Annotated in this window: 12 protein-coding genes; 4 read left to right on the forward strand and 8 right to left on the reverse strand. The window is 65.0% G+C overall.

The window, feature by feature from the left end; translation table 11 throughout:
- Positions 1–171: 171 nt before the first annotated feature.
- The 8 genes from U5798_RS02480 to U5798_RS02515 form a co-directional block, all read right to left on the reverse strand.
- A complete protein-coding gene (locus tag U5798_RS02480; RefSeq protein WP_322081063.1) occupies positions 172–513 on the reverse strand; it encodes a cytochrome C oxidase subunit IV family protein in 342 nt (113 codons plus the stop codon).
- 8 nt (positions 514–521) lie between these two features.
- Positions 522–1,229, reverse strand: coding sequence for a heme-copper oxidase subunit III family protein (locus U5798_RS02485; protein ID WP_322081064.1), 708 nt, complete (start codon positions 1,227–1,229; stop codon positions 522–524).
- The gene (locus U5798_RS02490; RefSeq protein ID WP_322081065.1) at positions 1,226–1,837 is read right to left on the reverse strand and encodes a cytochrome c oxidase subunit 3; all 612 of its coding nucleotides are present in this window, start codon (positions 1,835–1,837) and stop codon (positions 1,226–1,228) included. The genes U5798_RS02485 and U5798_RS02490 overlap by 4 nt, the downstream gene beginning before the upstream one ends.
- Positions 1,834–3,591 (reverse strand): cytochrome c oxidase subunit I, encoded by a 1,758-nt coding sequence (ctaD, locus tag U5798_RS02495; RefSeq protein WP_322081066.1) that lies wholly within the window; start codon positions 3,589–3,591, stop codon positions 1,834–1,836. The genes U5798_RS02490 and ctaD overlap by 4 nt, the downstream gene beginning before the upstream one ends.
- A 13-nt stretch (positions 3,592–3,604) precedes the next feature.
- On the reverse strand, positions 3,605–4,753 hold the full coding sequence (locus U5798_RS02500) for a c-type cytochrome (RefSeq protein WP_322081067.1): 1,149 nt from the start codon (positions 4,751–4,753) through the stop codon (positions 3,605–3,607).
- Between the two features lie 310 nt (positions 4,754–5,063).
- Positions 5,064–5,579 carry a hypothetical protein gene (locus U5798_RS02505; protein ID WP_124448486.1) on the reverse strand — a complete coding sequence of 172 codons (516 nt, stop codon included), beginning with the start codon at positions 5,577–5,579 and terminating at the stop codon, positions 5,064–5,066.
- Positions 5,580–5,809: 230 nt separating this feature from the next.
- A complete protein-coding gene (locus tag U5798_RS02510; protein WP_124448488.1) occupies positions 5,810–6,319 on the reverse strand; it encodes a DUF1269 domain-containing protein in 510 nt (169 codons plus the stop codon).
- Positions 6,320–6,415: 96 nt separating this feature from the next.
- Positions 6,416–6,631: a DUF3820 family protein gene (locus U5798_RS02515; protein WP_124448490.1), complete on the reverse strand. Its 216-nt coding sequence runs from the start codon at positions 6,629–6,631 to the stop codon at positions 6,416–6,418.
- 154 nt (positions 6,632–6,785) lie between these two features.
- Between U5798_RS02515 and U5798_RS02520 the strand changes: the two genes are divergently transcribed.
- The 4 genes from U5798_RS02520 (at position 6,786) to U5798_RS02535 (ending at position 13,805) form a co-directional block, all read left to right on the forward strand.
- Entirely contained in the window at positions 6,786–6,974 is a 189-nt protein-coding gene (locus U5798_RS02520) for a hypothetical protein (RefSeq protein WP_034192021.1), read from the forward strand.
- A gap of 59 nt (positions 6,975–7,033) precedes the next feature.
- The gene (locus tag U5798_RS02525; protein WP_322081068.1) at positions 7,034–7,348 is read left to right on the forward strand and encodes a hypothetical protein; all 315 of its coding nucleotides are present in this window, start codon (positions 7,034–7,036) and stop codon (positions 7,346–7,348) included.
- 208 nt (positions 7,349–7,556) lie between these two features.
- The gene (locus tag U5798_RS02530; protein WP_322081069.1) at positions 7,557–8,294 is read left to right on the forward strand and encodes a response regulator transcription factor; all 738 of its coding nucleotides are present in this window, start codon (positions 7,557–7,559) and stop codon (positions 8,292–8,294) included.
- 918 nt (positions 8,295–9,212) lie between these two features.
- Complete coding sequence (locus U5798_RS02535) at positions 9,213–13,805, forward strand: YadA-like family protein (protein WP_322081070.1); 4,593 nt, start codon at positions 9,213–9,215, stop codon at positions 13,803–13,805.
- Positions 13,806–13,808 lie beyond the last annotated feature (3 nt).

Genomic DNA, 13,808 nt, shown 5'->3' on the forward strand with positions numbered 1-13,808 from the left:
TCACGGTGCCGGAACGCTGCGGCGGATACCCGCAGGCGCGGCGCACGTGCCGCAAGGGTTGCACCTGTGCGGCTCGAGTTCGACGGGTACTATACTGTATATTCATACAGTTTTCCATGACGACCCTGCGGACGTCATGGGCAGGCGGCCGGCGAAAGGCCGCCAGGGGAATCAGCGGAAGAAGAGTTCCCGCATGCCGAACGTGTGATGCGCTTCGGCGGCCATCAGCACCATGAGCACCAGCAGGCACAGCGGCGGAATCAGGATCGCGTACACCAGCGCCAGCCGCTCCCACATCATGTGCATGAAGATCGACACGATCAGCCCGGCCTTGGCGATCATGAGCACGACGATCAGCACCCAGCGCAGCACGCCCTGCACACGGAAGTAATCGACCAGGTAGGACATCGTGCTCAGCAGGAACAGCAGGCCCCAGATCTTCACGTAGAGGCCGATCGGATGCTGCTGGCTGTGCGCGGCACCGGGTCGACCGGCGGAATCTGGATGGTCCATGGCCTGCCTCACCACAAATAGAACAGCGCGAAGATGAACACCCATACGAGGTCGACGAAGTGCCAGTACAGGCCGGCGATCTCGACGATCTGGAAGTTGCCGTGCTCGCTGAACCCCGGCTGCAGGATCTTGCGCGCGACCAGCAGCAGGTAGATCACGCCGCAGGTCACGTGAAAGCCGTGAAACCCGGTGATGGCGAAGAAGCACGCGCCGAACTGCGCGGCGCCCAGCGGATTGCCCCACGGCCGGATGCCTTCGTGGACGATCAGCTTGGTCCATTCGAGGGCCTGCATCGACACGAAGGCCGCGCCCAGCAGCGCGGTCGCGAGCAGCAGCGCGCCGGCGCGCCTCGCGTTGCGCCGGTAGCCGAAGTTGACGGCCATCGCCATGGTGCCGCTGCTCGTGATCAGGATGAACGTCATGATGGCGATCAGCAGCAACGGCACATCCAGGCCGCCCACCGTGAGCCCGAATACCTTCGACGTGTCGGGCCACGGCGCCGTGGTCGACATGCGCACCGTCATGTAGCCGATCAGGAAGCTGCTGAAGACGAAGGTATCCGACAGCAGGAAGATCCACATCATCGCCTTGCCCCACGGCACCTTGAAGGCTTCGCGGTCGGCCGACCAGTCGGTGACGATGCCGCGCCAGCCGTCAGGCCCGGCGTCATCCGGCGGCGGCGGCGCGGATTCGGTGGGGAGCGGGGGCGAGGTCACGGCGCGGCTCCATACGACGGCCCGCAGAGGGCGGCGACGATCGCTGGGGTCAGCCACCACATCGCCGCCAGCAGCACGAGCCAGACGGCCAGCAGGAAATGCCAGTAGAGGGCGCATAGCGCGACGGCGCGCTGGACCCGGAACGGGTCGGCGTGCCGGAGCATCGAGAGCGTCATGGCCCATGCCGCCAGCCCGCCCAGCACATGCAGCCCGTGCAGGCCGGTCAGCAGATACAGGAAGCTGTCGGACGGATTGACGATGACGGTCTGCCCGGCCGCCGACAGCATGCGCCAGACGGTCAGTTGCCCGGCCACGAATACGGCCGCCAGCACGCCGCCGCACACCAGCCACGCGATGCGATGCGGAGCAGGCTGCCGGGCACGCTGCATGGCGACGCTCGCCAGTGCCAGCGCCACAGTGTTCCACCCCAGCAGCGCCGGATGCGGAACCGGCTGCCAGTCGGGTTCGCGCATGCGCATCGCATAGGCGAGCAGCAGCAGCGAAAACAACGTCGTGGCGACCGCCATGAAGACGATCAGGCCGACACGGCCCGCATTCTGCACGCCAGGTCGCGGATCGGGAACGAGGGGGCGCGGCAGCGTGGTCATTCGCGCGCCTCGCCGGGTTGAAGCGTCGGGTGGGCCGGTTCGGGCGACGCCGCGGGCGGCGGCAGATTTTGCGGGACGAAGTCTTCCCCCTGCCCCGGCGGGCTGTATTCGTATGCCCCGCGGTAAACCACGGGCAGCGCGGCGCCCCAGTTACCGTGCGCGGGCGGCGTTTGCGGCGTCTGCCACTCCAGCGTGGTAGCGCGCCACGGATTGCCGTCGGCTCGCTTGCCGCGCACGAGGCTCCACGCCAGGTTGAACAGGAACAGCAGCTGCGCCGCCGCGACGACCAGCGCAACGATGGTGATGAAGGTGTTGAGCGTCTGCGCCGAATGCGGGATGAAGCTGTAGCCCTGATACGCGTAATACCGTCGCGGCATGCCCAGGATGCCGAGATAGTGCATCGGGAAGTAGATCGCATAGGTCCCGACGAAGGTGATCCAGAAGTGCGCGCGCCCGAGCGTGTCGTCGAGCATGCGGCCCGTCACCTTCGGATACCAGTGGTAGAGGCCGCCGAACACCACCAGGATCGGCGACACGGCCATCACCATATGGAAGTGCGCGACCACGAAGTACGTGTTCGACAGCGGAATGTCGACGCTCACATTGCCGAGGTAGAGCCCGGTCAGCCCGCCCAGCACGAACGTGCTGATGAAGCCGATGGCGAACAGCATCGGCACGGTCAGGTGGATGTCGCCGCGCCACAGCGTCAGCACCCAGTTGTAGACCTTGAGGGCGGTCGGCACCGCGATGATCAGCGTCGTGGTCGCGAAGAAGAAGCCGAAATACGGATTCATGCCGGCGATGAACATGTGGTGCGCCCATACCACGAAGCTCAACGCGCCGATGATCACGATCGCCCACACCATCATCCGGTAGCCGAAGATGCTCTTGCGCGCGTGCGTGCTGATGAGATCCGACGCGATGCCGAAGGCCGGCAACGCGACGATGTAGACCTCCGGATGCCCGAAGAACCAGAACAGGTGCTGGAACAGCAGCGGGCTGCCGCCGGCGTGCCTGAGCGTCTGCCCCATCGACACCACGGCCGGTACGAAGAAACTGGTGCCGAGCGTCCGGTCGAGCAGCATCATCACCGCCGACACGAACAGCGCCGGAAACGCCAGCAGCGCCATGATGGTCGCGATGAAGATGCCCCATACCGTGAGCGGCATGCGCATCAGCGTCATGCCGTGCGTGCGTGCCTGCAGCGTGGTGGTCACGTAGTTCAGGCCCCCCATGGTTGCCGCGACGATGAAGATCGCCAGCGACACGAGCATCAGCACGATGCCCCACTCGACGCCCGGCGTGCCGGGCAGGATCGCCTGCGGCGGATACAGCGTCCAGCCCGCGCCGGTCGGCCCGCCCGGCACGAAGAAGCTCGCGAGCAGCACCAGCACGGCCAGCAGGTAGACCCAGTAGCTCAACATGTTGAGAAACGGGAACACCATGTCGCGCGCGCCGAGCATCAGCGGAATCAGGTAGTTGCCGAAGCCGCCCAGGAACAGCGCCGTCAGCAGGTAGATCACCATGATCATCCCGTGCATGGTGACGAACTGGTAGTAGTGGTTGGCATCGATGAAGTCGAACTTGCCCGGAAACCCGAGCTGCAGCCGCATCAGGTCCGACAACACGAGGCCGACCAGGCCGATGGCGATGGCCGTCAGCGCATACTGCACCGCGATGACCTTGTGGTCCTGGCTCCAGACATAACGCGTCCAGAAGCTGTGCGGGAGGTGGTCGCTGTGTGCGTAGGACATGACGTCTGCTCCATCAGGGCTGGGCCGCGGTGTTGGCGGGCGGCCCGCCTTGCGCCTTGATATAGGCCACCAGCGCGGCCAGTTCCTGGTCGCTCAGGTCGAAGTGCGGCATGATCGGCGAGAAGCCCTTCACGACGCGGGCCGTCGGGTCGCGGATGAACGCGCGCAGATAGGCTTCATCCACCTTCGCGGTGCTGCCGTCGGCCATCGTTTCGGTCTTGCCGTACAGGCCCTTCCAGGTCGGACCCACGCGCGGGCTGCCGTCCACGGTATGGCACGCGACGCAGCCCTTGGCCGCCGCGAGCGTCTTGCCGAGGTCGGCAAGCGCCTGCGCGCTGCCGCCGGCGGCGGCCGGCGCTGCCTGCACCCGCGCCTGCTGCCGCTGCGCGAACGTGGCCTGCTGCGCCAGCCAGTGCGCGAACGACGCTTCGTCTTCCACCACCACCACGCCACGCATGTTCGAGTGCCCGATGCCGCAGAGCTGCGCGCACAGGATGTCGTAGCGCCCTGCCTTGGTCGGCGTGAACCAGAAGGTGGTCACCATGCCGGGCACCATGTTCATGCGCGCCCGGAACGGCGGGACATAGAAGTCGTGCAGCACGTCGCGCGATCGCGTCAGGACCTGGATCGGCCGGTTGAGCGGCAGGTGCACCTCGGGCGTCTCGATCAGGTAGTTGTCGCGGCCGTCGGGATCGGCCGGGTTCAGCCCGAACGGGTTGTCGTTGCCGATGAAGCGCACGTCCGTCGTGCCCAGCTTGCCGCCGGGCCCGGCGAAGCGGAAGCGCCATTGCCATTGCTGGCCGAGCACCTCCATCTGCAGCACGTTGCGCGGCGGCCGGACATAGTCCGCGTAGACGAAGAGACCGGGCGCCAGCAACGCCGCCACGCCGACAGCGGTCAGGCCGATCAGCCACCATTCGAGCCGCCGGTTGTGCGGCTCGTAGGCCGCGCGATGCCCGCTGCGATGGCGGTAGCGCACCAGTGCGATCGCGATGAACAGGTTGATTGCGACGAACAACACGCCGGTAATGACGAGCGTGATCGTCAGCATGTCGTCCATGCGCACCCAGTTCGATGCAATCGGCGTGATCCACCACGGACTGGCAAAGTGAAACCCCACCGCCAGCATGACGATCAGGATCAGGGCAATCGCAAGCGCCACAGGCCGCCTCGCTGCATGTCACTCGCCGGAGCCAGCCGCAATCGCGTGCTCCGGCGTCGTCGTGCCGCCCTGCCGTCCTTCGAATTTTTTTCAACGGCAGTGCGCCAGGACCGATTCTCCCGGCGTTGTTAGCGGCCCTAAAGAAAAGGTAGATCGCTTCCCCGTATCGTGCAAGGCAGTGCATCGACGGCACGCGCTCCTGGACGAACCGCGCGAACGACGGCGTCGCATGGCTGCGTCGCGTGCGACGATGCCATGCGAAACGGGCGCCCGGTCTTCAGGGTCGGCGCACCGGAAAACGCGCGCCGCGTCAGTCCGCGGCGTTCCGCTCGCGCCGCCGCTCCAGCATGCCGTAAGTGACCGCGGCCACCACGCCGAACAGCAGGTTGGCCAGCAAGGGTCCGGAACCGCGTTCCGAGATGAACCATGGGAACACGGCCGTCATCACGTAGAAATTCCAGCCGTACGCGACGATCCCGAACGCCAGCCCGATGACGGCCTCCATGCCCACGCTCGAATCGAAGCGGAACGGCGCCATGATCGCGGCGAGCATCATCCCCATGATCGCGCCGAGCACGTAGTGCAGCAGCAGCGCCATCGCGACGATCTCGAGGTTGAATTGCGACATCTGACCGAGCGCGCTGCGGCCCATCACCATCGCCGCGATCTTGTGAGTCGGTTGCCACGGGCTTTCACCGATCACCAGCGTCGACCAGAAGAATTCCAGCGCGATCACCAGCGCGCCGCCCGCAAGGCCAGCCACGGCAGCGCAAAGCCAGTCGGGGGTGCGCCGCTCCCAGTGGTGTGATTGCATGTGCAGTTCCATACGACCTCCTTGCAGACGGTTCCACCTCGGCGCTCGAGTTCGGAAGGCGCCGTGCGCGTCGGATCGGATGCACGTCCGTTGCGCGCTTCATCAGGGCATAAAGGGGCGGCGGGCACGCTGCGCCGGTTCGGCATCGGCGCGTCACGCAGGCCTTGGTCACGGCAACGCGACGATGCGCCCGGCGATACGCGGCGACGCGATCGGGCATCGTGCATGCCGGTATTCACGTGTCAGGGAAAGATCGGTGTCGTGGACTCGCCCCCCTCCAGGTCCGCCCGCGGAAAATGCTGGGCGACCATCTGCTCGATTTCCTGCTCTCGCAACGCCGGCACATCGGCCATGATCAGGATCTGGCCGTCCTTGATCGCTTCACGAAATCGCTCGAGTCGCGCGTTCGGCTCGGCAATGCCGATCATCGCGGCCGTCCACGCACCGAAGCCCGCCCCCACTACCGTCAATGCCACGACAGCGCCGCCCGCGATCACGAGCTCCGCAGGGGGAAACACCAACGCGACGAGGCCGATCAGCGCGCCCGTCGCGCCGCCGAACGCGACGCCGCGCTCCAGTGCATGTACGACATCGCTGCTCTGCAGCAACGATGCTTCGGGCAACTGATCGAGTGTGACGCTGTGATTGGCGAGGACATGGATATGACGCCAGGTGATTCGCGCGCGCAGCAAGTCATCGACGATCGCCTTCGCCATCTGCGTATCAGGTACGAGGAAATAAAGGCGTCTCATGTTGGCACCCCTTTTTGCCGTGAACTGCTCTCTCCATTCTAGGTCAGCATCGGCGACGTGGTAGGTGCACGCAGGGCCATTCGCCCCTGATTGACGCTATCCGCGCTTGCGCAACGGCGCCAGCAAGTCCCTCAGGCCGTTGTGATCGATTTCGTGCATCAGCGCCAGTTGCCGGCCGATTTCGCCGCGCGGGAATCCTTCGCGGGCCAGCCAGTTGAGGTAAGGCCCGGGCAGGTCGGCCAGGAGCCGGCCCTTGTACTTGCCAAAGGGCATGGTGACGGTGACGAGGTGTTCGAGGTCTGGGGTTTGCATGCGCGTATTGTGCACGGCTTTCCGATGCTGTCGCGCGCCGGGCCAATGCGCGGCCTCCGGCAACAACCTCGCGGACAGGACGCTGCAAACCGCCTGAGCCCCTTTTCCGGCCTGCTAGACTGGAATTCCCCCCTTGCAAACGATGGAGGGAATCATGTTGTCCGTCTACGTCGTGAAGACCGGCGAGCAGTTCCTCTGCACCGCCGAGGATGGCGATATCGGCATGGCGCCGGCGGTTGAAGACGCCACGTCGTTTCGTTCGTATGAAGAAGCGGAAAAGGCGGCGCACGTGCATGCCGATCCCGGATACGAAATCGTGGCCGTTTGCGTGCTCAGACACTGACGCTGCGGGCGCCGACGGACCCACGTCATCGGCGCCTCAACCCGGCCCGAAGGCCGGTCATGCAGCATCAGCCTGCCTTGCTCGCCGCCCCCTTCCCGCCGAACGCCTCGCACCCCGGCTTGTCCCACCGCGTATTGGCAACGCGGTTATCCGAATCGAACTGCATCTGGCAGCTCGACCGCGAACGTGACGACAACGCGCGGATCGTCCGCCTGCATGCGCGCAACGAGATCCGCGTAGATCGTCGTCGCGCGCCGTCGTCATTCATGACGCCTCGCCGGTATCTGCCGCCACCTTCCCGGCAAAGCACCCCTTCGCGCCCCTCCTCGCTGGTCGTCTTCGGCTCCATTTCGACGCATCACGCCGGCAGGTAAAAATTCCCTTGAGACATCTTGTTGCATCCCTTTTTACCTGCGCTGTATTTCATACGACGAATTCACAAAATGTCACAATCGCGTGCATTATCGTTGCTTTATATTGCTTAACCGTTTGTTCCATAAATCAAAACGCAAACGTTTGCCCGCACGCAAAAAGCAGGTTTGCGGGTGCCGGTCGAGGAACCAGGATAATTGGGGTGCATGAATGCGCATATTGGTTGTGGAGGATGATCCCGTTCAGGTCGAGGAAGTGCAAAACGCACTGGCGCCGTTCCGCCATACGATCAAGGTCGTCGTCGATGGCGAACAGGCGTTGCGGTTTCTGCGATCCGAATCGGTCGACGCAGTCGTGCTCGACTGGCACCTGCCCAGCGTGACGGGAATCGAAGTCCTGAACTGGATTCGCACGCGCGCCGATGTCGAATACGGCGTGCTGTTCCTTACCAGCCGTGTCGACGAACTCGATGTCGTCAGGGCGCTGGAGGCCGGCGCCGACGATTATCTGAGCAAGCCGTTCCGCGCCGACGAACTCGCCGCACGAGTCAACGCGTTGTTGCGCCGGGTCGCGCGGAACGTGAAGCGCGACGAGCCGATCCGGGCAGGCCAATACGTGCTGGATCCGGTGGAGCGTGCCGTTCGGCTTCGTGACACCACGATCGAATTGACGACGAAGGAATTTCAGCTCGTCGCGTGCCTGTTTCACAATCTCGGCAAGATCATGTCCCGCGAGTTGCTGGCAACGACAGCCTGGGGACGCGAACTCGGGACGGAGTCGCGTTCGCTCGATACGCATATCTATCGCATCCGGCAAAAATTGAAGCTCGGCGTCGAGAACGGCTTGCGTCTGTCGGCCATCTATACGCTGGGTTACCGACTGGATCAGATCAAGGCATCGGTCGACATGCCGTGCGACGCCGGCATGCTGGTCGAAGACCAGGCTTGAGCATGCGTCGCATGTCGTAGGGCGCGTCGACGGCACGAGGCATCGCCCCATACGGGGCCAGGCATCTGCTCCTGCCCGGAAAATCCGGGCACGCCCGGTGCGAAGACGCCGTCGCCTCCAGTCGCATCCGTCCTTTAGAAATTACGGTCTCCTCTGTTTATATCCGGAAATCCGATGTCGATGTCGATTTGGCTGCCCGTTCAATCGGCGTGCGCTCGCCGAACCCCCTGCCGATCTAGGTCGGTTCGTTCGCGATAGATGAGTGTTTCAATCCACCGCAACGGACCGGTGTCATCGTCGTTCCACAGTTTTCGCAAGGGTGACAAATGTTCACTTTTTGATTTTCAAATCCTCTCCTAACATCTATCCATCGCAATATCCATCAAATTGAATTCATTAAATCCGAAAATAAATTACCAAATTTTCGCCGAAACAATGGATTTTGATTTTTTAAAGATGAGCGCCATGACGGCACTCCCATCTGAAAAGCAATCAGGCATAGCAGCGGGTTTATAAAGTAACGGCGCCCCATCGCCGGTCGTGATTTGTTCCTATCGAGATGCCGAGATGTCGAACCTCCCGAGACGATCCATGGTCGTCAAAAGTGCCTGCCGTTGCACAGGACATCGCTCACCCGGATCGGCCTGCGTCGCCGAGGACAAGGGTGACATTCGCACACGCCCGTCATCCCGGAGCCGATGGGGTGATACCCGCTTCCGTAAGACGCGCGGTCATTTCACGCCCCTTCAAAATCAACTCTTCCATACGAAAAATAAACTCCACCACCTCAATCCTTGACGATCAATTTCGGATCGAATCACTGATCGATTATGAAGTTGTTTTTACTTCAACCATAAAATTAGCATCACTACATAATTTACTCCAACAGGACGTGATCATTTCACATGGAGCATCAACATGAACAGAATGCACAAGATCATATGGAGCAAGACGCGCGGTGCGCTGGTCGCGGTATCGGAAGTCGACGGGGCCGGCGGAAAAGGGAAACCGGGGGCGTCGGGCACCGTCGACCGACGCGGCAAAGCCGTTGAGCGTGAATTCACCGCCAAGCATCGTGCATCGGCTGCCCTGTCGATCGAACGCATACAGCAACCGTCCCGGCGGGCGATCGTCGCCGCTTCGATCGGCCTCTTCGCCATAGGCACGCCTACGTTAGGGTATGCACAGGCACAAGGGTCCGCCACGTTGAACGGCTTCAACTGCGGCGCGGCTGCCGCAACCACCAACGCGATTGCTGCCGGGTGCTCAGCCAATGCCGCCGGGCAGGGATCGATGGCACTCGGTTTCGCAGCCGGTGCCGGCGGCGGCAATGCAGTGGCCGTCGGGGAAAACTCGCAGGCAAACGGGAACGCCGCGACTGCGATTGGTGCCGCGACGATCGCGACGTCCAGCGGTGGCGTAGCGCTCGGGGTACGAGCCGCAGCCACTGGATCGGGCAACTCGATCGCAATCGGCTCGAATACCGGTGCGAGCGGGTTCAACGCGACGGCGATCGGTGCCACCGCCATCGCGAGCGACACTGGCGCAAGCGCATTCGGGCAGGCCTCGACGGCGTCCGCCAGCAGCGCGACCGCCATCGGCGGCAGCGCCACGGCAAGCGGTATTGGCGCAACCGTCATCGGGCATGCGTCGGTAGCGACCGGCACGAACGCCTCCGCCCTCGGCACGTCGGCCGCCGCCACTGCGGAAAACGCGAACGCACTGGGCGATTTCGCCACGGCGTCCGGCGTCGGCAGCACGGCATTGGGTCCGGGCGCCCGTGCGAGCGCCGACAACGCCGTAGCCGCCGGATTGAACGCGGCCGCTTCCGGCATTTCATCGATTTCGCTCGGAAACGCGTCGGTTGCATCCAACAATTCCGCGACGGCACTCGGCGCCGGAAGCACCGCATCGGGCGATCATTCGACCGCGTTCACGACGCTGTCGACTGCAGCAGGCGATTATTCGATCGCCGTGGGCTTCAAATCGATCACGACGAACACCGCCGCCGCCGGCATGGCGCTCGGCTCGGGTGCGTCGGTCAGCGGCGCGTCCGGCATCGCGATCGGCGTCAACAGCGGCGTGTCCGGTACGAGTTCGATCGCAATCGGCCCCGGCGGCACGGCCGGCGTCCCCGGCTCCGGCACGCAGGCAACCGGCGATCAGGCGGTTGCGCTCGGCAACAACGCGCTCGCCAGCGGCCTCCATTCCCAGGCATCCGGCAATCAGGCAACGGCCAGCGGAACGAGTTCGATCGCCATCGGCGATACCGCCACGGCATCCACGCTGTCCGGCATTGCCGTCGGCAACCTGGCAACCGCTGCCGGCGTCTCTGCCGTTGCACTTGGCTCAGGTTCGACCGCCAGCGCCGACAACACGGTGGCCGTCGGCATCAATGCGAAAGCCGCCAACGTCGCTGGCGTCGCGATCGGCTCGACGTCCCAGGCGCTTGCCGCATCGACCGTCGCGATCGGCGACACCAACACCGTCGCCGCGGCCGCAGGCACCGGCTCCATCGCCGGCGGCCACAACTCGCAAGTGACGGGCGGCACCGGCGCCGTCGCACTCGGCGAAGGGCAGACCGCGAGCGGCAACGGCGCGGTGGCGATCGGCGATCCGAATACGGCCACCGGTAACGGCGCAGTCGCGATGGGCGCCAACAACACCGCGAACGGCAACGGCGCGATCGCGCTGGGCAACACGAACGTCGCGACCGGACAGGGCTCGGTTGCGCTCGGCAACACGTCGCAGGCCAATGTCGCGGGCGCGATCGCGATCGGCGATTCGGCCAACGTCCAGGCCGCTGCAACAGGCGGCGTCGCGCTCGGATCGGGCGCGACGGCAAGCGTGGCCAACAGCGTCGCGCTGGGCGCGAATGCGGCGACCACCGCGGCCACGCCGACGTCGAACGCCGTCATCGGCGGCGTGACCTACAACTTCGCGGGCGCGACGCCCGCAGGCGTCGTGAGCGTCGGCGCGCCGGGCGCGGAACGACAGATCCAGAACGTCGCGGCCGGCCAGTTGAGCGGCACCAGCACCGACGCGGTCAACGGCTCGCAGTTGTTCGCCACCAACCAGCAGGTGACGGCGAACACGACGGCCATCTCGAACATCAACAACGGCGCAGGCATCAAGTACTTCCACGCGAACTCGACGGCTCCCGACTCGTCGGCGACCGGCACCGATGCCGTGGCGATCGGCGGCAACGCCCAGGCGACACAGCCGAACTCGGTCGCGCTCGGTGCGAATGCAACGACCACCGCGGCCACCCCGACCGCCAGCGCCGTGATCGGCGGTGTAACGTACAACTTCGCGGGCGCCGCGCCTGCGGGTGTCGTGAGCGTCGGCTCGGCGGGCGCGGAACGACAGATCCAGAATGTTGCCGCCGGCCAGTTGAGCGGCACCAGCACGGACGCAGTCAACGGCTCGCAGCTGTTCGCCACCAACCAGCAGGTCACGTCGAATACCACCGCCATCTCGAACATCAACAACGGCGCCGGCATCAAGTACTTCCACGCGAATTCCACCGATCCCGACTCGACGGCGAGCGGTGCCGATTCGGTGGCAATCGGCGGCAACGCGCAAGCGACGCTCGCGAATTCGGTCGCACTCGGCGCGAACGCGACAACGACCGCGGCCACGCCGACGTCGAACGCCGTCATTGGCGGCGTGACCTACAACTTCGCGGGCGCGACGCCCGCAGGCGTCGTGAGCGTCGGCTCGGCGGGCGCGGAACGACAGATCCAGAACGTCGCCGCCGGCCAGTTGAGCGGTACCAGCACCGACGCAGTCAACGGTTCGCAGCTGTTCGCCACCAATCAGCAGGTGACGTCCAACACGACGGCCATCTCGAACATCAGCAACGGTGCCGGAATCAAGTACTTCCACGCCAATTCGACGCTGGCCGACAGTCAGGCGACCGGCACGGACAGCATTGCCGTCGGCCCTCAGGCAGTGGCGAGCGCAGCCAGCAGCCTTGCAGCGGGCACCGGTGCGCAGGCGAGCGCGGCGAACGGCGTAGCACTCGGCGCGCAGACGGCCGTTTCGATCAACGGCGGTGTCGCGATCGGCTCGGGCTCCGTGTCGGATCGCGCCATCGCGGCAGGCAGCGGCACGATTCCGGCCGGCAGCCACACGGTGCCGTTCAATACGTCCGACGCGACCCTGCTGGGCGCCGTGTCGTTCGGCAGCGCATCGGGCAATACCTACCGGCAACTGGTCAACGTGGCCGACGGGACCGATGCGCACGATGCGGTAACGGTCCGGCAGTTGACCGGCGCGCTACAATCGTTCTCCGTGACGCCGACGATGTACTTCCACGCCAACTCGACCGCAGCCGATTCGCTCGCCGTAGGCGCCGAGTCGATCGCGGTGGGACCCACGACGGTCGTCAACGGAGATAACGGCGTCGGGATCGGCAACGGTGCGATCGTGCAGCAAACGGCGCCCGGCGGCGTGGCCATCGGCCAGGCCGCGAATTCCGGGCAGGCCGACGCCATCGCGCTCGGCAGCGGCGCGAACGCAACAGGGCCGCAATCGATCGCACAGGGCGCCAACGCCGTCGCCGGCACGTCGGGCGGTATCGCGATCGGCTCGGGGGCAAACAGCAGCGCAGCCGACGCCATCGCGCTGGGCTCGGGCGCCAGCGCGAACTTCGCGAACAGCATCGCGCTCGGCGCAGGATCCGTCACGACGGTCGGTGCGCAGTCGAACTACATTGCTTACGGCTTGAGCAGCCCGCAATCGTCAGCCGGCGAAATCAACATCGGCAACCGCAAGATCACCGGCCTCGCCGCCGGCTCGGCCGGCACCGACGCAGTCAACGTCAGCCAGCTCGAAGCCGTCAACCAGAACCTGACGACCCTGATCCAGAACATCAGCAATACCAACGGCGGGACCGGCGGCTTCCCCTCGACACCGGGATCGTCGACCCCGCCTGCGTCGACGGGTTCGAACTCGTCGGCCGGCGGCAACGGCGCCGTCGCGTCCGGCTCGAACAGCACGGCGGTCGGCAACGGCTCGACCGCGTCCGGCACCGGCTCGACGACGATCGGCGCGGGCGCGACGTCCTCCGGCAACAGCTCCGTAGCGATCGGCTCGGGAAGCAACGACGGTGGCCGAAACAACGTCGTCTCGATCGGCACGGCGAATTCGACGCGGCAGCTCACAAACGTCGCGGCCGGCACCGCGCCGACCGATGGCGTGAATGTCCAGCAGCTGAATGCCGCCGTCGGAAACGCGAATGCGTATACCGACGCGAAGATTCAAAGCCTGCGACGCGACGCGGACGGCGGCACCGCCAGTGCGATGGCCGTCGCGGGGCTGCCGCAGCCGTCCGGACCGGGCAAGAGCATGGTCGCGATCGCCGGCAGCGTCTATCGCAGCCAGTCGGGCCAGGCAATCGGCATCTCGACGATCTCCGAAAACAATCACTGGATCTATAAGGCCGCCGTCACGACCAACACCCGCAACGACTACGGCGCCGTGATCGGCGCGGGTTATCAGTGGTGATCG

The organism is Burkholderia sp. BCC1972, from assembly GCF_905339605.1.
In the GTDB taxonomy this organism is placed as follows: Bacteria; Pseudomonadota; Gammaproteobacteria; order Burkholderiales; family Burkholderiaceae; genus Burkholderia.